Here is a 21355-nt window from a genome sequence, read left to right on the forward strand (position 1 = left end):
GTGAGGAACCGAAGGATGAAAGCCGTCCTCTTCGACATGTTCGGTGTCATCGCGCGTGTCCAGTCGCCCGAGTCCATGGCCGTCCTGGAACGCACGGCCGGCGGCGACCCAGACCGCTTCTGGGAGGCGTACTGGGCGCACCGGCCCCCCTACGACCGCGGCGAGGTCACCGGCCCCGGCTACTGGCAGGCGGTCTGCGCACACCTGGGCATCCCGCTCGACCCGCGGCTGACCGAGGAGCTGACCGCCGCCGACCTCGCCAGCTGGAGCGAGATCGACCGGCGCATGGTGGACCTGCTCGGCCTCCTCGCCGGCCGTGGGATCGCACTCGGCCTCCTCTCCAACATCCCCGAGGACCTGGCCGCCCGGTACGAGGCCACCCAGCCGTGGCTGGAGCGGTTCGCGGTCCGCGGTCTCTCCTGCCGGATCGGCAGCGCCAAGCCCGAACCCGCCGCCTACGAGTGGTGCGTCCGCGAGCTCGGACTGCCGCCCGGGGAGATCCTGTTCGTCGACGACCGGGCCGAGAACGTGGACGCGGCCCGCCGGCTCGGCCTCCAGGGGCATGTGTTCACCTCGCCCGAAGAACTGCAGGCCACCCTGGAGGCGGCGTTGACGTGACGGCCCCCGCGCAGCTCTACGCCCTGTGCGCCGCCGCGCACGGCAGCTTCCCGCCACCGCGCCGCGAGACCGAGACCGGCCGGGGCCTCGCCGGTGCGATGCTGCTCCAGGGCGCGCTGACCGGCCGGCTGGACCTGTACGGCGACCGGGTCCGGCCGGCCGGACGGGGCCGCCGCGGCGACCCGGCACTGGACGCCTTCCTGGCGCTGATCGAGGCCTCCCCCCGGGACCGGGCGCCGTCCGACTGGGTGGAACGCCTGGGCCCCGCGGCGCTCGCCGCCCCCCGGCCCGGACTGCTCCCGGGCAGCGCCGGACCGCCCGGCGGGAGGGCCGGGATCCGGCCCGCCGAGGCGCTGAGCCGGGTGCGGCGGTCGGTGGCGGAGCCCGGCCGCTCCGCGCTCCACGCGGTGGCCGCGGGCGCTCTGCTCGCGGCGTCCGGACTGCACGACCTGTGCTGGCCCGGCCTGTCCCGGGACGAGGCGTCCCGGCGCACCCTGCGGGCCGTGGCCGCACTGGGGTCCGCGGGGCTGCCCGTCGCACACGCCGCGACGGCCGTGTCCCATTCCCTGAGCGGATCCGCCGGCACTTTCGCCTTTCCCGGCTAGGGGATCCGGAACGCAAAGGGAGTAAAGAGATCTACATCTCCAAAAGGCCACTTGTCAGGCCGAGTTGGAATGTGATCATATGAAAGAGAAGGCGCTGCCGCGAGATCCCTGTCTAAAACGGGTGAAGTATCCGGGCCGCCCCCCACCGGCATCAATCCGCCGTACCCAATTCTTTTCCATTGGACGTGAGTTGCAATTCCGCCGTCCATTTTTCGACGTGTTGACGTCTCGAACGACCCGTGTGAGAGGGACCGATGGAAACCAAGGACGTTACCGAGCACATCTATTACCCCGTCAGCGACTACAAGATGGCGCGGGGTGAGGGTGTCTACCTCTACGACGAGGACGGCAAGAGCTACCTCGACTGCGCGTCGGCGACCTTCAACCTGAGCCTGGGATACTCCCACCCGGCCGTCGTCGCCGCGATGAAGGACCAGCTCGACAAGGTGGTCCACATCACCTCCTCCTACCAGAGCGATCCGGTCAACGGCCTGGTCCGGCGGCTGGTCGAGGTCTCCCCGGACAACCTGACGAAGGTGCACCCCAAGGTCTCGGGCGGCTCCGCCGCCAACGAGGGCGCCATCAAGATGGCCCAGATGGCCACCGGCAAGTCCGAGGTCATCACGCTGTTCCGCAGCCACGTGGGACAGACGATGATGATGACGTCGATGTCCGGCAACGCGTTCCGCCGCGAGCCGTTCCCCAACCTCTTCCCCGGCAGCCTCCAGGTCCCCGACCCGTACTGCTTCCGCTGCTTCTACGGGCAGAAGGAAGGCTCCTGCGGGATGATGTGCGTGGACCGGCTGGAAGACTTCGTCGACTACGCCAGCTCCGGCCGGGTCGCCGCCGTCCTCATCGAGCCGATCTCCGGAAACGGCGGCAACATCGTCCCGCCGGACGGCTACATGCAGAAACTGCGCGCCTTCTGCGACGAGCAGAACATCGCCCTCATATTCGACGAGATCCAGACGGGCATCGGCCGCACCGGCCACATGTTCGCGGCCCAGTACTTCGACGTCGAACCCGACGCCATCACCACCGCCAAGGGCCTCGGCGGATCGGGTGCCCAGGTCGCCGCCATCATCACCAACGAGCGGCTCGCCGGCCTCCCCGCGAACCACCACTCGTTCACCTACGGCGCCAACCTGCTGGCCTCCGCCGCGGCCAACGCCACCCTCGACATCGTGCGGCAGCCCGCATTCCTGGCGAACGTCACCCGCACGGGCGACTACATCATGGAACGTCTCAACGACATGAAGCGCCGCTACCCGGAGATCGTCGACGTCCGCGGCGTCGGACTGATGATCGGCTTCGAGATCGCCGAAGCCGACGGCAAGCCCGCCGTGAAGCTCACCAACCACCTGGCCACCAAGGCCATGGACCACGGCCTGATCCTGCGCACCTCGCGCTACGGCTACGGCAACGTCCTCAAGATCCGCCCGCCGCTGATCCTCACCATGGACCAGGCCGAGGAGATCTGCGACAAGCTGGAGAACCTCTTCCTCGCGGAGCTGGCCCGATGACCGCCGGCAACCCGATGACCACCGGCAACCCGATGAAGCGGCTGCTCACCTCCCTCGGACAGCACGTCCGCGCCGAACTCCTCGCCTACGAGGCCACCGGCCGCGAGCGCAGCGTCCACGGCGACTCGCCCGGCGGCGACGCCCAGTTCGACGTCGACGAGGTGGCCGAGAAGGCCGTACTGGACTACCTGCGCGAACACGCCCACGTCCCCGCGGCCCTCTACACCGAGGACGGCTCCTACGTGGAGCTCGCCCCCGAGCCGCAGATCCTCCTCGTCGTCGACCCGATCGACGGTACCCGTCCCACCTCGGCCGGTCTCGAAATGGGCATGGTGTCCATCGCGGCCGCCCCCTACGGCGACGGCAAGCCCACCCTTGCCGACGTCGACGCCGCCTGCCTGGTCGAGATCAAGAGCGGCGCATGGCTCTACGGCGACGACACCGACGGCCTCGACAGCGGCGGATTCGCCACCCCGGTCCCGCGGCTGAGCCGGAACACCGACCCGACCCACATGTTCTGGTCGATCGAGTTCAACGGCCACCCGATGGACCTGATGACCCGGGCGTACGGCCACCTCGTGGACAGTTCGGCCAACACCGGCGGCATCTTCGTCTTCAACAGCAGCACCTTCTCCATCTCCCGCATCATCACCGGCCAGCTCGACGCCTACGTCGACATCGGCAACCGCGTGCTGCGCGACCACCCGGACACGGAAGAGGCGTTCCTGCGGGTCGGCCGCGGCTCGATCCTCCACCTCTTCCCCTACGACATCGCCGCCGCCGTCTACCTCGCCCGGCAGGCCGGCGTCGTCATCACCGACGCCTACGGCGACGACCTCGGCAGCACCTCCCTGGTGGACCTCGGCCCGATGAACCAGAAGTCCTGCATCGCCGCCGCCACCCCCGAACTCCACAAGCAGCTCCTCGACACCATCCGCTGGGACCTGGGCCGCGCCGCAGCCGCGCCCGTGAGGGAGGAATCATGAAGGCCCTGACGCTCACCGCCGACCGCACGCTCGCCCTCGTCGACCACCCCAAGCCGGAGCCGGTGGCCGCGGACGACATCGTCATCCGCGTCACCCAGAGCGGCATCTGCGGGACCGACCGCAGCGTCCTCGTCGGCAAGTTCCCGGCCGAGACCGGTGTCGTCATGGGCCACGAGGCCGTCGGCGTCGTCGACTCCACCGGCCCGGGCGTCACCCGCTTCGCCGTCGGCGACCGGGTCATCGTAAACCCCACCCTGTACTGCGGAAACTGCCCCACCTGCCTCGAAGGCCACTGGAACTTCTGCGGCCGCAAGGCCGGGACCGAGGTCGGCCTCGACTACGACGGCTCCTTCGCCGAGTTCATCCGCCTCCCCGAGCTCTTCTGCCACGCGATCCCCGAGGACATGGACTTCGACCGCGCCGTCGTCGTCGAACCGCTCGCCTGCGCACTCAACAACATCGAGGCCGGCCGCCTGGCAGCCGGCGAGACCGCCGTCGTCGTCGGTGGCGGCCCCATGGGCGTGGTCACCGCCATGGCCGCCCAGCGCTACGGCGCCACGGTCCTCCTCGTCGAACCCGACCCGGTACGCGGCCGGCTCGGCCAGCAGATCTTCGACGCCCCCGAGTTCGGCGGCCGCGTCACCGTCCACACCCCGGACGACCCCGCCCTCACCGAACGCGGCGACCTCGTCGTCGACTCCGTGGGCAACCTCCTGGAGCAGAGCATCGGCTACGCCGCCGTGCGCGGCCGCGTCGTCGTCATGGGCTTCAACAGCAACGCCTCCGCCACCGTCCGGCCGCTCACCCTGCTCCAGCGCGGCCTGCAGATCATCGGCGCCGGCGACTACAACAGCATGATCTTCCCCAAGGCCGTCGAACTGGCCCGGCAGCTGCCGCTGGAGCGCGTGGTCACCCACCGCTTCGCCCTCGCCGACCACGAAGAGGCGTTCAAGGCCCTCGCCGCCGTCCCCGGCGCCGAGTACACCGCCCTGAAGGTCGTCCTCGTACCCCCGCACGACGGAGCGGCCGCATGAGCCCCAGCCCCGCCCCGCGCACCGCACTCGCCGGAGCGCTCGTCCCCGGCACCACCCGGCCCGTCGTCGTCGGCGAGTACCCGTACTACCGGGCCGCCCCCGCCAACTGGGCCGCCGACCTGCGCGAACTGCGGGCCCTCGGCGTGGACGTCGTCTCCTGCTACGTCCCGTGGCGCTTCCACGAGACGGGTGCGCAGGAGGACGACCGCTCCTTCGACTTCACCGGGAAGACCGACCCGCAGCGCGACGTCGTCGGACTGCTGGAGCTGGCCGCCGCCGCCGGGCTGGGCGTCCTCCTCAAGCCCGGACCCTTCATCCACGCCGAGGTCCAGCTCGGAGGGCTGCCCGACCGCCTCTGCGGCCCCGGACACACCCCTTACCAGGGGCTGGACGGCACCGTCCTCACCTCCCAGGGCAAGCCGCTGCCCAGCCTCCTCGACCCGGCCGTCCAGGCCGAGACCGAGACCTGGCTGAAGGCCGTCGCCGACGAGGTCGTCGCCGGGGCGGCCGCCCCCGACGGCCCCGTCGTCGCCCTCCAGCTCGGCAACGAGGGCACCTGCGGCGACGCCCACCTCCCCGTGGACGCCCAGGACGCCTCACCGGCCGCCCGCCGGGCCTTCGCCCGCTGGCTGACCGGGCGCGGCCTGCCCGACGAGGCCGCCCTCGCCACCGAGGACGTCACCCGGTGGACCAGCGCCACGCGACAGCAGTGGTCCCGCTGGTCCGGGCACGCCATCGTCGGCCTGTGGGACCGGATCTCCGCGCTCTTCCCCGAAGGCCCGGCCCGGCTGGCCAACGTCCCCCTCACCGGGGTCACCGCACCGCGCGCCGCCCTCGACGCCTGGGCCGCCCGGCAGCGCGCCGTCCAGGGCTCCGGGTACTTCGTCGGCCATACCGAATGGATCGGCAACCCGGCCCGGGAGACCGCCGCCTTCGGCTCCCACCTGGCCGGGATCCTCCTCGGCGGCACCGACGTGGTCGAGGCGAACTGGGGGTTCACCTGGACCGACGAGTCCTTCGCCCGGCCGGCGACCCCCGTCTTCAACGCCCTGCTGGCCCTCCTGCTGGGCTCCACCACCGTCAGCGTCTACACCGCCTGCGCCACGGAGAACTGGGGCCCGCTGGTCGACATGGACCCCGAAGGGCTGCGCGCAGAAGGGGTGGATCCCGCCCTGCACGCACCGCCGTACACCCCGGGCGCACCGCTGGCCGAGGGCGGTGCCCACCAGGCCAACGCCCAAGGCCTCAAGCTGCTGGCCGCGTTCCTCGACCGCTTCGGCGACCTGCTGTCCGACTCCGTCCTGGACCGCGACGCGGTGGTCCTCGTCGACCGGGCCCTGCCCGAGGCCGGCGCCTGGCAGCGCACCGGCCCCACCGTCCTCGCGGAACTCGCCGACGCCGTACACCGCCAACTGGCCGACTCCGGACGGCTGATCGGGCTCGGCTGGCTCGACGAGCGGCCGGCGCCCGCCGCCGACGGCACCCCCGTCCCCGTCGCCGTGCTGCGGGCCGGGCACCCCGACGGCGACGGCCCCGGCGAGCTGACGCTCCCGGCCGGCGAGTCCGCGGACGGCGCGGCCGCCGCGTTCCTCGCCTCGTTCGCCGCCGCGCTCCCGGCTCCGGCCGGCCCGCGCTGGACCACGGCGCACGGCAGGGCCCGCGTCCTGAGCCGGTCCGGCCCCGACGGCGTCCGCGTCATCGGCGCCTTCAACCCCACCGACGCCGACGACCGGGTCACCGGCAGCGGCACCGGCGGCGGCTGGACGCTGGACCTGCCCGCCGGGTCCGCCGCGGTCCTCGTCACCCGCGACGGCGCACTCGTGGGATGGCTCGCCACCCCCGAGGAGCCGTCCGCCACCCCCGTCGCCCTTCTCCGGGGCGGCGAGAAGGCCGACGCGACACGCGTCCGGGCCTCCTGAGAACCCGGGCGGCGGGGAAGCGTACCTGACAGCGCGCCCCCCGCCGCCCGGCCCTACCCCCGCCGCCCGATCCCGTGACGGGCTCCACCCCGGTGGTGGTCCGGCCGTCGGCTCCGCCGGTGCGCGGTGCCGGGAGGGGCTCTGCCCGGTGGTGGTTCGCCTGTCGGCTGCGCCGGGCGGTGCCACGACGGAACCTGCCCGGCAGCGGCCCGCCGTCGGCTCCGCCGGTGCGCGGTGCCGGGACGGGATCCACCCGGTGGTGGTTCGCCTGTCGGTGTCGCCGGCTCGCGGTGCCTCAACGGGCGCTGCCCGGTAGTGAACCGCGCCGGGCGCGGTGCCACGACCGGCCGGCGCTGCCCGGCGGGCTTCCGCCGCCGGGCAGCGGGCCCCGGGCCGTCGCCCGTTCCGACTGGCGGTGATCCCGTCGCCTACGCGCCTCGGCAGTCCGCACCCGCACCCCACCTCACCCCGCACCCCGCAAGGCACCGCACCCCGCACGGCACCGCAAGCGCAGCGACCCCGCCGGACACCCACCGCCGGGACTCCTCCCACGAGCGAGATGGCGTCATGAACCCGAACCCCCACGCCGCCCCCGGCCAGGCACCGCACCTGCGCCCGGCCGGCCCGCAGACCCTCGGCATCCTGGCCGCCCTCATCGCGCAGGAACAGCCCGTCTTCGCCATGCCGTCCTGGTTCGTGACGACCGAATCCGCCCAGGCCGGCCACCTCGTCAGCGAGTTCGTCCGGGAACTGGGCGGCCGCCCGGCCGGCACCCACTACCGCAGCTTCTTCGCCAACTCCCGCTACGAGGCCCTGCACGGCGCCGTCAAACTCCTGCGCCACCGCGCCGCCGCGACCGCCGCCGCCCACCAGGGCCGCATCCTGGTCCTGGACCCCGACGGCACCCTCGCCCGCCGCACCGACCCGCTCGGCGAAGGCCCCGACCGCGCCCTCGCCCCCGGCCTCCTCACCCACACCACCGTCGCCGGCCTGCGCACCGCCCTGCACGGCACGACCGTGTGCGGGCTCGTCGTCCGCGCCCCCGAACTCCTTGACGACCGCTCCCTGGCCGCCGTCGTCGAACTGGCCCGCACCGCGCGCGCCACCGGGGCCCGCGTCGTCGTCGACCTCAGCGACATCGCCCCGGACAGCCCGGCGGACCCCGCCGTCACCGCGCTGCGCCCCGACCTCGTCGTCCTGGGTGAATCCCTCACCGGGTACGAGGTCCCGTTCGGCGCCTTCACCGGCACCCACGACACGTTCGCGCCGTGGACCACCCCGCAGACCGGGTTCCTGCACTCCAACACCTACGGCGGCAACAGCGTCGCCATGCGCGCCGTCGGCGCCCGGCTGCGCCCCCGCTGGGACGCCGCCGCCCCGGTGCACCGCGTCCTCGCGGCGGCCGCCGCCGACCGGCAGGCCACCCTCGACCTGTACGCCCGCCACGTGAACCCGATGGCGGTCCGCATGCACCGCAAGCTGCACGGCGCGCTGAACGTCGTCCGCGCCAAAGGCTCCCGGCTCACCGTCCGCCTCGACTCCGGCCGCGAACTGGACCTGGTCGACGGGCTGTGCGGGGCCGGGCTCGGCGTGGCCGGCCACAACCCCGCCGACGCGCTGACCGACGTCGTACGCGACCACGACCCCGCCCGGGACCACGTCCGCGAGCTCGAACAGGTCCTGGCCCGCGAGACCGGCCTGCCCCACACCTTCCCCGCCGTCAGTGGCGCGTCCGCGGTCGAGAGCGCCATCACCCTGGCCCGCCTCGCCCGCCCCGGCAAGCGGCGCATCGTCGTCTTCAAGCACAACTACGGCGGCAAGACCCTCGTCTCCCTGCTGGCCACCGCCGCCGGACGCACCCGTGCGCCCTTCGGCCCCCTCTACGACGACATCCGCTACATCGACCCCTTCACCCCGCACGCCGTCGACGACTTCCGCAAGGAGGCCGCCACCGGCGAGATCGGACTCGTGTGGATCGAACTGGTCCACGGCAGTTCCGACGCCTACGCCCCGATCCCCGGACCCCTCCTCGACGCCGTCACCGCGGGCCGGGCCGAACAGGGCTACCTCGTCGGCGTCGACGAGATCCTGACTTCGTACTACCGCTGCGGCACCCGCTTCGCCCACCACGGCCGGCTCCCCGAGATCGACCTCATGAGCCTGTCCAAGGCACTGAGCTACGGCTGCTTCCCCACCGGTGCCGCCCTCGTCACCGACGAGGTGTACGAGGCCGCCCGCCGGGCCAACCCGCAGCTGGTCGAGGAACTGCGCACCCACCACGCCCACGCCCTGGGCGCCCACTTCGCCCTCCAGGCCATCCGCCAGGTCGACGCCCTCGGCCTGCCCGAGCGCGTCCGGGCCCTGTCGGACCTCGTGGCCGCCGGACTCGCCGCCATGGACACCGGGCCGCGCGGAGTGATCGGCCGCCGCTTCGCCGAAGGCATGCTCGGCCGCCTCGAACCACGCGTCCCCGGAGCGCTCGGCCGCTTCGTCGACCCCGAGGGCGAGTGGATGACGTACGCCCTCATCCTCTGGTGGATCACCCGGGCCCGGGCCTTCGTCGTCTACGACGTGTTCCTGCTGCCCCTGACCGCCACCGAGCGGGAGATCTTCCAGGTCATGCGCGGCGCCCGCAGGCTCTCCCGCACCGGCCCGGCCCGGCTCCTCGCCCACGCCGCCCTGTTCCGGCTCGGCCAGCGCCTGTCCGGCCTGCTGAGGCCGGGCCCGCCCCGCACCCCCACCCATCCGAGGAGCACCGTATGAGCACGCAGAACGTCGAAGTGATCCGCACCTTCTTCCGGCTGTTCGACGAGGGCCGCCTCGCCGACATCGAGCCGCTGCTCGCCCCCGACTTCGAGTGGGTCTACCACGGCCCCGCCTCGCTGCCGTGGGCCGGCGTCTACCGGGGCGTCGAGGGCTTCCGCGCCTTCTTCGCCGTCGTCCGCGAGCTGATCCGGGTCCAGGAGTGCGAGGCCTACGAGTACCTCGACGCCGGGGACCGGGTCGTGGTCCTGGGCGTGAGCCGCACCCACGTCCTCGCCAACGGCGCACGCTACGAGGCGCAGTGGATGAACGTCTTCACCGTCCGCGACGGACTCATCTCCCGCTACCTCGACCTCTTCGACACCGCCAGCGTCGTCGAGGCCCTGGAACGCGACCCGCAGGAGGTGACCGCGGCCCCGTGAACACCACCGCCACCACCCTCGGCGCGGCCTTCACCGCCGTGGCCCGGGCCCACCCCCACCGCACCGCCCTGATCCACGGCGACCTCCGGATCGGCTACGGCGAACTCGCCGCCCGGGCCGCGGCCGCCGCCCACCGCCTCGCCGGCCGGACCGCCCCCGGCGAGAGCGTCGGGATCTGCGCCCGGCGCTCGCCCGGCACCATCGCCGCCCTGCTGGGGACGGTGCTGGCCGGGGGCGCGTACCTGCCGCTGGACCCCGACGCGCCGGACGAGCGGATCCGCACCCTCGTCCTCGACAACCACCTGCGCACCGTCTTCTCCGCCCGGCAGGACACCGCGCGGCTGCGCGCCCTCCTGCCCGCCGCAGTGACGGTCCTGCCCGTCGACGAGGACGCACCGGACCCGGACCTCGATCTCGATCTCGAACTGGGCCAGAACCCGCCGTACGCCCCCGGGGCCGGGCGGACCGCCTACGTCATCCACACCTCCGGCAGCACCGGCGCCCCCAAGGGCGTCCGGGTCGCGCACCACTCCGTCCTCGCGCTGGCGCACGCCCCCGAGGCCGGGCTGACCGCCGACGACACCGTCCTCCAGCTCGCCCCGCTCTACGTGGACCCCTCCGTCTTCGAGATCTGGGGCGCCCTGCTCAACGGCGCCCGGCTCGTACTCCCGCGGTCCGACCGGCCCGGCGTGCACGACATCGGCCGGGAGTGCGCCCGCCACGGCGTGACCGTCCTGCGGCTGGCCGCCCCCCTGTTCCGGCTGGCGATGGAACACATCACCGCCGACCTGGCCGGGCTGCGCCTGTGCGTCTCCGGCGGCGACCGGGCCGACGCGGACGCGGTACGGACCGCCCTGCGCGAGCTGCCCGGCTGCCGGATCGTCAACGGCTACGGGCCCACGGAGACCACGGTCTACGCCTGCTGGCAGACCTTCGACACCCCGGACGACTGGGACGAGGACTGGCAGGACGTGCCGATCGGCCGCCCCTTCGCCGGCGCCACCGCCCACGTCCTGCGCCCCGACCGCACCCCGGCCGCACCCGGCGAGGCGGGCGAACTCTGCATCGGCGGCCCGGGCGTCGCCCAGGGCTACCGCGGCCGGCCGGAGCAGACCGCCGAGCGGTTCGTGCCCGAGCCCGGCCGGCCCGACCGCACCGCCTACCTGACGGGCGACCGGGTCCGCCGGCTCCCCGGCGGCGAACTCGCCTTCCTGGGGCGCTTCGACGACCAGGTCAAGATCCGCGGCCACCGCGTCGAACCGGCCGAAGCCGAACGGGCGCTGCTGACCCACCCGGCGGTCCGGGAGGCGGTCGTGGTCCCGTACGGCGCCGCGGACGCCCGCCGGCTGGCCGCGTACGTGACCCTGACACCGGTCGGCGACCCCACCCCGGACGTGTCGTCAGCCCCGGACGAGTCCGCCACCCCCGGCGCCCCGGCCTCCGTCGGTGCCCAGGCCGATCTCGTCGTCGCGGCCCCGGCCCCGGCCGACGCGGTCGCCCCGGCCGCTCCCGGCGTCCCGACCGCCGCGCTGATCGCCCACATCGCCCGGCTGCTGCCCGAACCGGCGGTCCCGGCCGCCGTCACCGTGCTGGCGAAAATTCCGGCCACCGCCAACGGCAAGGTCGACCGCCCTCTGCTCGCCTCCCGCGCCGACCGGGCGGTCACGGCGGCCGCTGCGGCCCCCGGCCCGGCCGACTCCGCCCCGGCGGGTGCCGGTGCCCGGCCCGCCGCAGAGGCCGCCGTCCTGCGCGCCGTCTCCGCGCACTGGGAAGCCGTTCTCGGCCGCGCCGTCGGCCCGGACACCGACTTCTTCACCGCCGGCGGAGACTCCCTGTCCGCGCTGGCGATCCTCGCCCGCCTCGAACGCGACCAGGGCGCGGCCCTGACGATCGCCGACCTCTTCACCACCCCGACGATCCGCGCCCTGGCGGCCCGCGTGGCCTCCGCCTCCGCCGCCACCGCGTCCGCCGCCACCGGGGCGGCGGTACCGCCGGGGCCCGGCTCCGCCACGGCAGCCCCCGGGGCGGACCCCGGCAGGCTGCCGCTGTCGCCCGCCCAGGAGGGGATCTGGTTCGAGCAGGAGGCCACCGGCAGCACCGACCGGTACGTCATCGGACGCGGCCACTTCGTCGACGGCCCCTTCGACCTGGCCCGGCTGCGGAACGCACTGAGCCTGCTCGGCCGACGCCAGGCCGCCCTGCGGACCGTCGTACGGCGCGACGCCGACGGCCGGCGGCAGAGCCTGACCGCCGACCCGGGCGCGGCGCTGCGCCACATCGACCTCACCGGCGTTCCGGCCGGCGAACGCCAGGCCCTGGCCCGCGCCCTGGCCGCCGAGCACCGCACGGCGGAGCCGGACGCCGACGGCACCCGGCTGCTGCGCACTCTGGTGCTCACCCTGGACGCCCGGAGCACGCTGCTCCACTTCGCCGTCCACCATGCCATCGCCGACGACTGGTCCCTGGACCTCTTCACGTTCGAGCTGTCCGCCCTGTACGCGGACCCGGCCGCGGACCTGCCGCCCCTGGACCCGGGCTACCCCGAGCACCTGCGCGGCGCCCTCGCGCCCCGCCCCGAACGGCTCACCGCGGCGACCCGGTTCTGGCAGGGCGCACTCGACGGCGGCGCCGCCGCACTCGACCTGGTCACCGACCGCCCCCGCCCCGCCGTCCTCAGCGGATCCGGCGACCGGGTGCGGCTGCGGATCGGCTCCGCGCAGCACGCGCGCCACGCCGAGGCCGCCCGCCGGCACGGCGTCAGCCCGTACATGTTCCGCCTGGCCGGCGTGTACACGGTCCTGGCCGCCCACACCGAACGCGACACCCTCACCCTGGGCGCCCTGGCCGCCGGGCGGAACCGGGCCGGGGCACAGGACCTCGTAGGCTGCTTCGTCAACCTGCTGCCCGTCCGCGTCGAGGCGGACGCGGACACCACGGCCGGTGTCCTGCTCGCCCGCGTCCGCGCCGCCTGCACCGAGGCCCTGCACCACGAGGACGTCCCCTTCCAGGCCGTGGGCCGGGAACTCGCCCCGGCCACCCCCGGCCGGGCGGCCGTCCCCTTCCAGGCCGTGGTCAACCACCGGCAGCGCCGCCCGCACCCGCTGGAGCTGCCCGGCGCGCGGACCGCACCCTGGGACGCCGGCGACCGCGACACCGCCACCTTCGAGCTGTCCTTCACCTTCCAGGAGGAGGGCGACGGCCTCGGCATCGAGGTCGAGTTCAGCACCGACCTCTACGACCGTGCCACCGCACAGCGGCTGGCCGGCCAGCTCGCCGCCGTGCTCGACCGCCTCGCGGACGGCGACCCGCCGCTGCGCGACGTCACCCTGTACGAACCGGGGGAGTACGAGCGGCTGAGCCACGCCGCGGAGCCGGGCCCCCGGGCGGCGGAGACCACCCTGCCCGCCCTCGTCGCCCGGCAGGCCGCCGCCCGCCCGCACAAGACCGCCGTCGTCGGCGCCGACACCAGCCTCACCTACGCCGAACTCGACCGGCTCGCCGACACCGTGGCCGCCCGCCTCACCACCCGCGGGATCCGGCCCGGCGACCGCGTCGCCGTGTGCCTGGAGCGCTCCCCGCTCCTCGTCACGACCCTCCTCGGCGTGCTCAAGGCCGGGGCCGCTTACGTGCCGCTCGACCCGGCGTACCCGGCGCAGCGGCTGCGCCACTGCATCGCCGACGCCGATGCCGGCGCGCTGGTCTGCGCCAAGGACACCGCCGACACGCTGTTCGGGCCGGGTACGAACGGCTCCGGCCCGCCCGTCCTGGACATCGAGGCCCTCACCGCCCCCGGCGAGCGGACCCCGCCCGCCGCGCACCCCGGCGATCCCGCCGCCCCCGCGTACGTCATCTACACCTCCGGCAGCACCGGGCGCCCCCGCGGCGTCGCCGTCCCCCACCGCGCGGTCGCCAACACCCTCCTCACCTGCCTCGACCGGCACCCCTTCACCGCGGACGACGTGTGGCTCCAGCTGACCTCGCCCGGCTTCGACGTGGCCGCCTTCGAGCAGTTCATGCCGCTCGTCTCCGGCGCCACCCTGGTCTACGCGGACGACGCCACCCGCGCCGACGGCCCGGCCCTCACCCGCACCCTGCGCAGCGCCGGGGTCACCGTGATGGTGACCGTGCCCTCCCTGCTGCGCGCCCTGGACCGTCCCGACCTGGCCGGCGTACGCGTACTGCTCGTCGCCGGCGAGCCCGCGGACGTCCACGACACCCGTCACTTCGCCGCGGACCGGGTCGTCGTCAACGGCTACGGCCCGACCGAGGCGGCGATCCTGGCCACCACCCACCGGGCCGACCCGACGGACCACCGGGCCCGCGTCCCCGTGGGCACCGCCCTGCCCGGCACCGCGGCCCACGTCGTGGACCGTCACGGACGGCTCGCGGCCACCGGAGTCCCCGGCGAACTGTGGCTCTCCGGCGCCGGACTCGGCGACGGCTACCTGGGCGACCCCGAGCGGACGGCCGAGTCGTTCACCACCCGTCCCGCACTCGCCGGCGCCGGCCGCTGCTACCGCACCGGGGACCGGGTGCGCCGCCTGTCCGACGGGTCGATCGACTACCTCGGCCGGCTCGACCACCAGATCAAGCTGCGCGGCTTCCGCATCGAGCTCGGTGAGATCGAGGCCGCGCTCGCGGAACACCCCGGTGTCCGGGAAGCCGTCGCCGTCCTCCTCGGCGCCGGGGCCGACGCCGAACTCGCCGTCGGCTACGTCGGCACGGCCGCCCCCCGGGACGCCCGCGCCCACCTGGCCCGGCTGCTCCCGGCCCACATGGTGCCCCGGCTGGCCGAACCCGTCCCCGCCATCCCCACCGGCAGCCACGGCAAGGCCGACCGGCCGGCGCTCGCCGCCCGCCTGGCCGCCCGTCGGCAGCGGACGCACCCGGCCGACCGCGCCGCCGACGGCCCCGCGAACGGGACCGAGCGGCGGCTGCTCGCCCTGTGGGAAGACGTACTGGGCGGGCCGGTGGGCTCCCCGGACGAGGACTTCTTCGCACAGGGCGGCCACTCCCTGCGCGTCATCCGGCTCCTGGGCCGCATCGAGCGGGAGTACGGCGTCCGGATCGCCGTGGCCGACTTCCTCGCCGCGCCGACCGTACGGGAGGTGGCCCGCCTGCTGGAGGGGTCCGCCCCGGCCGGGGCCCCCGCGCGGAGCCTGTCCGGCGGCCGGCCGGCCGGTCCGGCGGCGCGGCCCGTGGGACCCGACGACGCGCGGCTCGACCCCGGCATCGTCTTCCCCGAGCGCCCCGGCCCCTCCGACCCGCACGACACCGTCCTGCTCACCGGAGCCACCGGATACGTGGGCTCCCACGTCCTGGCCGCGTTGCTGGACCGCACCACGGGCCCGGTCCTGTGCCTGGTCCGGGCCGCGGACACCGGCGCCGCCCGCCGGCGGCTGTCCGCCGCACTGCGCCGTCACGGGCTGCGCCCCGACGCCTCGGACCCGCGGATCGTGCCCGTCCCCGGCGACCTGACCCGGCCCGGCCTGGGTCTCGACGGTGCCCACCGGGAGCACGTCCTGCGCGCGACGACCGTCCTCCACCTCGGCGCCGAGGTCCACCACGTGTCCGGCTTCCACCACCTGGCGGCCGCCAACGTGGGCGGCACCGCCGAACTCCTGCGCGTCTGCGCCCAGGGCCGCCCGGCCCGCCTCCACCACGTCTCCACCCTCGGCGTGTTCCGCGCCGGACCCGGCGGCGCCCGCCCGCGCACCATCACCGAGGCCACCCCGGCCGCCGAGGAACGCCACCCCCGCGGCCGCGGCTACGCGGCCGCCAAGTGGGCCGCGGAGCACCTCGTCGCCCAGGCCCTCGAACGCGGCGCCGACGCCCGGATCTACCGGCTCGGCCGGGCCGGCGGCAGCACGACCGGCGCCATCAGCGAGGACGACTTCCTCAGCCGGCTCCTCGTCACCTCCACCGCCCTCGGCTGCCACCCCGACGACCCGCGGCTCGCCACCGACGCACTGCCCGTGGACACCATGGCCCGGGCCCTGGTCGCCCTGGCCCTCGCCGACGCAGCCCCGGGCACCGTCCACCACCTGCACCACCCCCGGCGGACGCCACTGGCCGAACTGCTCGCCGTACACGACCGCCGCACGGGCCGGACCACCCCCGCCGTCCCGCTGGACACCTGGCTCGGCCGCCTGGCCGACGCCGAGGCCGGCGGCACCGCGCTGCCCGCCCTCGCCTACCGCGAGTACTTCCGGGACCTGCGCGACCACCCGGACGCCCGGCTCCCCGACCACCGCAACGATGCCACCCTCGCCGCCCTGCGGGCCCACGGCATCTCCCCGCCCGCCCTGGACGACGACCTCGTCGGCCGCTGGTGGCAGAACCTCGACCGGAGCACCCGCGCATGACCGACCCGACGACCGACCCGACGACCGACCTGACGGCCGCCCCGAAGACCGACCCGCAGACTGCGGCCCCGCACTACCCCATGGACCGGCAGTGCCCGTTCGCCCCGCCGCAGGAGGCAACCGACGTCCGCAACGCGGGCACCGTGCCCCGCGTGACGCTGTGGAACGGTGTCCGGCCCTGGCTGTTCACCCGCTTCGACGACGCCCGCACCGTCCTCGCCGACCCCCGGTTCAGCGCGGACAAGAGCCGCCCCGGCTACCCGCTGTCCAGCGCCGTCGCCCTCGCCGAGACCGCCGTCGAACCGACCCTGCTCGTCATGGACAACCCGCAGCACGACGCCGTACGGCGCCTGGTGCTCGGCGAGTTCACCGTGAAACGCGCCGAGGGATGGCGCCCGGCCGTGCGCGCCGTCGTCGACGGCTGCCTGGACCGTATGCTCCGCGGCACCGGGGCCGACCTCGTGGCCGACCTGGCCCTGCCCGTCGCGCTCACCGTCATCTGCGAGTTCCTCGGCGTCCCCTTCGAGGACCGTGAGCTCTTCCGCGGTCTGACCCACACCATGAACGTCGTCGCCGGCACCACCGAGAGCGCCGCCGCCGCCCGGCAGGCCCTCCAGGACTACCTGGAGGAGCTCGTCGCCGCGGGCGAGCGGGAACCGCGGGACGGCTTCATCGGCCGCATGGCCGCCCGGCACCTGCCCGACGGGACCATGACCCGGCGCCAACTCGCCGCGATGGCGCTCCTGCTGCTCACCGCCGGCCACGACACCACCGCCAACATGATCTCCCTCGGGGTGCTGACCCTGCTGCGCCATCCCGGCCACTTCGCCGCCCTCGGCGCCGGCGACGACCCCGAACTGCTCGCCGGCACCGTCGAGGAGATGCTGCGCCACCTCACCGTGGTCCAGCGCGGCATCCGCCGGATCGCCGTCGAGGACGTGGCGGTCGGCGACCGGCTCGTCCGGGCCGGGGAGGGCGTCGTCGCCGCCATCGACGTCGCCAACCGGGACCCCGAACGCTTCCCCGCCGGCGAGGAGTTCGACCCCGTGTCCCGCGCCCACGGCCACCTCGCCTTCGGCTACGGGCCCCACCAGTGCATGGGCCAGGCGCTGGCCCGGGTGGAGCTCCAGGAGGTCTACGCCGCCGTGGCCCGCCGGATCCCGACCCTGCGCACCGCCGTACCCGTCGAGGAGATCCGCTTCAAGTCCGACATGGCCGTGTACGGGGTGCACGCCCTGCCCGTGACCTGGTGACCCCGCCGCCGCGCACGGGCCGCTGCCGCCCCGTCCCGGCCTGCGGCCCCGTTCCGCCGGGCCACCGCCGTCTCCCCGGGACAGGCCCCGTTCCGCCCGGCCACCGTCCGTCCCCTGCCCCGAAGGAGCCGACCCCGTGAAGGTCACCCTCGATCCCGAGCGCTGTGTCGGCGCCGGCCACTGCGTCCTGTCCGCCGGCACGGTCTTCGACCAGGACGAGGCCGACGGCGTCGTCCTGCTGCTGGACCCGGAGCCGGCCGAGGACCTCGCCGACGCCGTCCTGGAAGCCGCCGACCTGTGCCCCGCCCAGGCGATCCTCGTCACCGGGGCCGACGGGCGGCCCGTATGACCGCCGCCCTCCTGGACGCCCTCCGCTCCGCCCTCGACGGCGACGGCGCCCTGGTCACCGACCCGGACGCCACCACCGGATACGCCCACGACATGATGCCGCTCGCCCCGTACGGCCGGCCGCTCGCCGTGGTCCTGCCCGCCTCGGCCGAGCAGGTACAGGCATGCGTACGGGCCTGCGCGGCGGCCGGCGTCCCCCTCGTCCCCCGGGGCGCCGGAACGGGCCTGACCGGCGCCGCCAACGCCGTCGACGGCTGCGTCGTCCTGGCCACGACGCGGATGAACCGGATCCTCGAACTCGACCCGGACAACCGGCTCGCGGTCGTCGAGCCCGGCGTGGTCAACCAGGACCTGAAGACGGCCGCCGCCGCCCACGGCCTGTACTACCCGCCCGACCCCTCCAGCCTCGACACGTGCACCCTCGGCGGCAACCTGGCCACCAACGCCGGCGGCCTGTGCTGCGGCAAGTACGGGGTCACCGGCGACTACGTCCTCGGCCTGGAGGCGGTCCTCGCCGACGGCACCCTCCTGCGCACCGGCCGCCGCACCGTCAAGGGCGTCGCGGGCTACGACCTCACCCGCCTCCTCGTCGGCAGCGAGGGCACCCTCGGCGTCATCACGCGGGCCACCCTCGCCCTGCGCCCGCTGCCCGCCGCGCCCGGCACCGTCATCGCGGCCTTCGACTCGGTGGCCCAGGCCGGCGCCAGCGTCAACCGGATCGTCCGGGCCGGCCTCGTTCCCTCCCTCATGGAGATCATGGACGCGACCTCGCTGCGCGCCTCCTCCGCCTACCTGGGCACCGAGCTCGTCGGCGAAGGGGACCAGGCCCTGCTGCTGTGCCAGTCCGACGCGCCCGGAGCCGCCCGCGAAGCCGAACTCGACCACATGGAACGGGTGTTCCGGCAGGCGGGCGCGGTGTACACGCACGCCACGCAGGACGCGGCGGAGGGTGCCCTGCTGCTGCGCGCCCGCCGGGTGAGCCTCGCCGCCCTCGAAGCCCGGGGCGCCTGCATGACCGAGGACGTCGCGGTGCCCCGTACCCGCATCGCCGAGCTGATCGAGGGCTGCACGCGGATCGGCGCCGACGCGGGGCTCACCGTCGCGGTCGTCGGCCACGCGGGCGACGGAAACATGCACCCCACGGTCCTCTACGACGGTGCCGACACCGAGCAGTACGCCCGCGCCCGGACGGCGTTCGACGCGATCCTGGCCCTCGCCCTGTCCCTGGGCGGCACCATCACCGGCGAGCACGGAGTCGGCAAGCTCAAACAGGACTGGCTGGAACGCGAACTGGGACCCGTGGCGCTGCGCGTGCACCGCGCTCTCAAAGACGCCCTCGACCCGGCGGGCCTGTTCAACCCCGGCGCCGTCCTCGCCCGCCGGTCGGCCGGGACCCACCGTGCCCTTTGAGACCCTGCGGACCGTGGCCGGGCTCGCCCCGCCCCTGCGCACCCTGTTCCTCACCACCCTGCTCTTCCGCACCGGCACCATGGCCTACCCCTTCCTCACCCCCCACCTGCTGGGCGGCGGCGGCCTGGACGCGGCCGGGGCGGGCCTGGTCGTCACCGCCTTCGGGGTCGGCGCCCTCGCCGCGGACCTGGCCGCCGGCCGGCTCCTCGGCCGGCTGCACCCGTACGCGCTGATGCGGGGCGGCTTCCTGCTGGGCGCCGCCGCGGTCACGGTGGTGCCGCTGCTGCACGGCCTGCCCGCGCTCACCGCCGGGGTGCTGGTGTGGGGGTTCGCGTACGAGATCGTCACCCCGGCGGCCTACGCGGCCACGATCGCCGGGTCACGGCCCGAGCAGCGCAAGGTCGCGTTCTCCTGCTACCGGCTCGCCATCAACCTCGGCCTGTCCGCGGGCCCGCTCCTGGGGGCCCTGCTCTACGCGTTCGACCCGTACTCCGTGTTCTGGGCCAACGCCGCGTGCGTCCTGGCGGCCGCGGCGTTCCTGCACCTGCGCCGCGAACACCGGCCGGCCGGTGCGGGACCGTACGCGGACACCGACACCGACACCGACACCGACACCGGCGGGGGCGGGGGCGGTCCGGGGAAGGAGGCCGCCGCGCGCGGCACCGTCCGCCCGACGGCGGCCGAACGCACCCGGTTCTGGACCGTGTTCGGCCTCTCGCTGCCCATCCAGCTGGCCTACGCGCTGCCCTCGGTCTTCGTCGGCGCCTACGTCATCGTGGGCCTCGGCCTGCCCGGCTACTGGGCCGGCGCCGTCTTCACCGTCAACGCCGTCGGGATCGTCCTGTTCGAGGTCCCGCTCAACATCCGCATGGCACGCGTCGGACACCTGGCGACACTGCTGAGCGGCTACGCCCTCGCGGGCGCCGGTTTCCTGCTCATGGCCCTGGCCGACACCGGTCCCGAGCTGGTGCTCGCCACCCTCGTGTGGACGGCCGGGGAGATCGTCGTCTTCCCCGGACTGCTCGACTACGTCAGCCGGCTCTCCGGCCCGGCCGCCGACCGCACCATGAGCCTGTTCTCCGGCGGCGTCAACCTGGCCTTCATCGCGGCCCCGCAACTCGCCCTGCACCTCTCGGCCCCCGGCCACCCGGGCGCCCCGTGGGCGGCCGCCGGAGCGGCGGTCTGCGCCGCCTGCCTGCTGCTGCTCGCCGCCCGCACCCACCCGTACACCTGGCACAAGGAGGAACCGTGCACAAGCGTGACCTGACCCCCTTCATCGGCGTCGAGTACACCGGACTCACCCACACCGAACTCACCCGCCCCGAGGTCTTCGCCGACGTCGTCGACTCCCTGCACCGGCGCGACCTCGTCGTCGTCCGCGGCATCGAACTCACCCCCCAGCAGCAGATCGGCCTCGCCGCCCGCATGGGCCGCCCCGTTCCCTTCCTGCTCGCCGACTGGCGCCACCCCGAGTTCGCCGAGATCCTCGTCTCGTCCAACGAGCGCAAGGCCGGCCGGCCGATCGGGATCGAGCGGGTCGGCCACTTCTGGCACCAGGACTCCTCCTTCGACGCCGACCCCTCCGCCTACACCGTGCTGCACGGCGTCCATGTGCCCGAGGGGCACGGCCACACCGTCTTCGCGAGCGCCGCCGACGTCTACGACCGGCTGCCCGACGAGTGGCGCGACCTGCTGTGGGACCGCATCGGGCTGCACACCCTCACCAAGCAGCAGCGCATCGCCCCCGAGCACGTGGGCCTGTCCATCGCCGAGGTCCGCGCCCTCGTCGCCCGCCAGTACCCGGCCGTCGAACACCCCGTCGTCCGCCGCGACCCGCACACCGGCCGCCGCTTCCTGTACGCCGCCCGCGCCTACATGGACCGCGTCGTCGGCCTCGACGCCAACGAGAACGAGGAGTTCTTCGACCTCGTCGACACCCTCCTGGCCGACCCCGACCGGACGTACACCCACGAGTGGACCCCGCACGACCTGCTGCTGTGGAAGACCGCCACCACCTACCACGTCGCCACCGACCTGCCGCCCGGCGTCTCCCGGACCGTCCACCGCGTCAGCGTCGCCGCCGCGTGAGCGCGCCCGCGAAGAAGGGAT

14 protein-coding genes are annotated in these 21355 nt (G+C 74.7%); all 14 read left to right on the plus strand.

Annotation, left to right across the window (positions count from 1 at the left end):
* The first annotated feature begins 15 nt into the window (after positions 1–15).
* The 14 genes from ACZ4YL_RS30200 to ACZ4YL_RS30265 all read left to right on the plus strand — a co-directional run bounded on the left by ACZ4YL_RS30200 (position 16) and on the right by ACZ4YL_RS30265 (position 21334).
* Positions 16–618 carry an HAD family hydrolase gene (locus ACZ4YL_RS30200; RefSeq protein WP_468120950.1) on the plus strand — a complete coding sequence of 201 codons (603 nt, stop codon included), beginning with the start codon at positions 16–18 and terminating at the stop codon, positions 616–618.
* Positions 615–1223, plus strand: a complete 609-nt coding sequence (locus ACZ4YL_RS30205) for a GPP34 family phosphoprotein (RefSeq protein WP_468120951.1) — start codon at positions 615–617, stop codon at positions 1221–1223. The genes ACZ4YL_RS30200 and ACZ4YL_RS30205 overlap by 4 nt, the downstream gene beginning before the upstream one ends.
* A 254-nt stretch (positions 1224–1477) precedes the next feature.
* On the plus strand, positions 1478–2746 hold the full coding sequence (locus ACZ4YL_RS30210; RefSeq protein ID WP_468120953.1) for an aspartate aminotransferase family protein: 1269 nt from the start codon (positions 1478–1480) through the stop codon (positions 2744–2746).
* Positions 2743–3732: an inositol monophosphatase family protein gene (locus ACZ4YL_RS30215; protein ID WP_468120954.1), complete on the plus strand. Its 990-nt coding sequence runs from the start codon at positions 2743–2745 to the stop codon at positions 3730–3732. The genes ACZ4YL_RS30210 and ACZ4YL_RS30215 overlap by 4 nt, the downstream gene beginning before the upstream one ends.
* Positions 3729–4766, plus strand: coding sequence for a zinc-dependent alcohol dehydrogenase (locus tag ACZ4YL_RS30220; RefSeq protein WP_468120956.1), 1038 nt, complete (start codon positions 3729–3731; stop codon positions 4764–4766). Before ACZ4YL_RS30215 ends, ACZ4YL_RS30220 begins: the two co-directional genes overlap by 4 nt.
* Positions 4763–6685: a beta-galactosidase gene (locus tag ACZ4YL_RS30225; protein ID WP_468120958.1), complete on the plus strand. Its 1923-nt coding sequence runs from the start codon at positions 4763–4765 to the stop codon at positions 6683–6685. The genes ACZ4YL_RS30220 and ACZ4YL_RS30225 overlap by 4 nt, the downstream gene beginning before the upstream one ends.
* A gap of 567 nt (positions 6686–7252) precedes the next feature.
* The gene (locus tag ACZ4YL_RS30230; protein WP_468120960.1) at positions 7253–9448 is read left to right on the plus strand and encodes an aminotransferase class III-fold pyridoxal phosphate-dependent enzyme; all 2196 of its coding nucleotides are present in this window, start codon (positions 7253–7255) and stop codon (positions 9446–9448) included.
* Positions 9445–9870 (plus strand): nuclear transport factor 2 family protein, encoded by a 426-nt coding sequence (locus ACZ4YL_RS30235; RefSeq protein WP_468120962.1) that lies wholly within the window; start codon positions 9445–9447, stop codon positions 9868–9870. The genes ACZ4YL_RS30230 and ACZ4YL_RS30235 overlap by 4 nt, the downstream gene beginning before the upstream one ends.
* Complete coding sequence (locus tag ACZ4YL_RS30240) at positions 9867–16235, plus strand: non-ribosomal peptide synthetase (RefSeq protein ID WP_468120964.1); 6369 nt, start codon at positions 9867–9869, stop codon at positions 16233–16235. Before ACZ4YL_RS30235 ends, ACZ4YL_RS30240 begins: the two co-directional genes overlap by 4 nt.
* Positions 16232–17488: a cytochrome P450 gene (locus ACZ4YL_RS30245; RefSeq protein ID WP_468120966.1), complete on the plus strand. Its 1257-nt coding sequence runs from the start codon at positions 16232–16234 to the stop codon at positions 17486–17488. Before ACZ4YL_RS30240 ends, ACZ4YL_RS30245 begins: the two co-directional genes overlap by 4 nt.
* Positions 17489–17624: 136 nt before the next feature.
* Entirely contained in the window at positions 17625–17837 is a 213-nt protein-coding gene (locus ACZ4YL_RS30250) for a ferredoxin (protein WP_382504798.1), read from the plus strand.
* Positions 17834–19246 (plus strand): FAD-binding oxidoreductase, encoded by a 1413-nt coding sequence (locus tag ACZ4YL_RS30255; RefSeq protein ID WP_468120967.1) that lies wholly within the window; start codon positions 17834–17836, stop codon positions 19244–19246. The genes ACZ4YL_RS30250 and ACZ4YL_RS30255 overlap by 4 nt, the downstream gene beginning before the upstream one ends.
* A complete protein-coding gene (locus ACZ4YL_RS30260; protein ID WP_468120968.1) occupies positions 19236–20513 on the plus strand; it encodes an MFS transporter in 1278 nt (425 codons plus the stop codon). Before ACZ4YL_RS30255 ends, ACZ4YL_RS30260 begins: the two co-directional genes overlap by 11 nt.
* Positions 20495–21334, plus strand: a complete 840-nt coding sequence (locus ACZ4YL_RS30265; RefSeq protein WP_468120970.1) for a TauD/TfdA dioxygenase family protein — start codon at positions 20495–20497, stop codon at positions 21332–21334. The genes ACZ4YL_RS30260 and ACZ4YL_RS30265 overlap by 19 nt, the downstream gene beginning before the upstream one ends.
* The last annotated feature ends 21 nt before the right edge of the window (positions 21335–21355 follow it).

Source organism: Streptomyces sp. NPDC030021, from assembly GCF_055574035.1.

Excerpts from the sequence above, each read along its gene's own strand:
- ACZ4YL_RS30220 (WP_468120956.1), top strand. The coding sequence starts at position 3,729 with ATGAAGGCCCTGACGCTCACCGCCGACCGCACGCTCGCCCTCGTCGAC.
- ACZ4YL_RS30230 (WP_468120960.1), top strand. The coding sequence starts at position 7,253 with ATGAACCCGAACCCCCACGCCGCCCCCGGCCAGGCACCGCACCTGCGC.
- ACZ4YL_RS30200 (WP_468120950.1), top strand. The coding sequence starts at position 16 with ATGAAAGCCGTCCTCTTCGACATGTTCGGTGTCATCGCGCGTGTCCAG.
- ACZ4YL_RS30235 (WP_468120962.1), top strand. The coding sequence starts at position 9,445 with ATGAGCACGCAGAACGTCGAAGTGATCCGCACCTTCTTCCGGCTGTTC.
- ACZ4YL_RS30245 (WP_468120966.1), top strand. The coding sequence starts at position 16,232 with ATGACCGACCCGACGACCGACCCGACGACCGACCTGACGGCCGCCCCG.
- ACZ4YL_RS30225 (WP_468120958.1), top strand. The coding sequence starts at position 4,763 with ATGAGCCCCAGCCCCGCCCCGCGCACCGCACTCGCCGGAGCGCTCGTC.
- ACZ4YL_RS30215 (WP_468120954.1), top strand. The coding sequence starts at position 2,743 with ATGACCGCCGGCAACCCGATGACCACCGGCAACCCGATGAAGCGGCTG.
- ACZ4YL_RS30210 (WP_468120953.1), top strand. The coding sequence starts at position 1,478 with ATGGAAACCAAGGACGTTACCGAGCACATCTATTACCCCGTCAGCGAC.
- ACZ4YL_RS30255 (WP_468120967.1), top strand. The coding sequence starts at position 17,834 with ATGACCGCCGCCCTCCTGGACGCCCTCCGCTCCGCCCTCGACGGCGAC.